The organism is Rothia sp. HMSC062H08 (assembly GCF_001810775.1).
Taxonomy (GTDB): Bacteria; Actinomycetota; Actinomycetes; order Actinomycetales; family Micrococcaceae; genus Rothia.
This window is the reverse complement of the sequence record NZ_KV802646.1, coordinates 1-478: the sequence shown is the minus strand read 5'-3', so window position 1 is coordinate 478 and position 478 is coordinate 1. Positions and strand designations below refer to the sequence as shown.

Genomic DNA, 478 nt, shown 5'->3' with positions numbered 1-478 from the left:
GGGCTGCGCTGCGGTATACGCCGCCAGAGGGCCTATCACAGGTACAACTCCTACAAGGGGGATGTGGGGCAAAGTTTCGCCAATATCATCGGTCGCAACTTCACGGCGACTGGTCCTTGGCAGAAGTTGGGCACCGATGTCACCGAGTTTAAGCTTTCCTTCGGTAAGGCCTATCTCGCTCCGGTTTATGACTTTGCCAGTAAAGAGATTGTTGCCCACTCCATCTCGATGTGTCCTAATCTTGCCCAGCAGCAAGAGATGCTTCAGGTACTCGTGGAGGCTAAACCTGAGGGGGTCAAGCCGGTTTTGCATTCGGATATGGGGTGGCAGTATCAGCATGAGACCTATATCAGGACGCTTGCTGATAATGGTTTTATCCAGAGTATGTCACGTAAAGGCAACTGTATCGATAACGGTGCTACTGAGCAGGTTTTCGGGCACCTTAAGGATGAGTTCTTCCGTGGGCAGGACTGGCAGA

General features: G+C 52.3%; 1 protein-coding gene. It reads left to right on the top strand.

What is annotated here, in order from left to right; translation table 11 throughout:
* A partial coding sequence (locus HMPREF2765_RS00165) for an IS3 family transposase (protein ID WP_070604008.1) occupies positions 1-478 on the top strand: 478 nt, incomplete at both ends.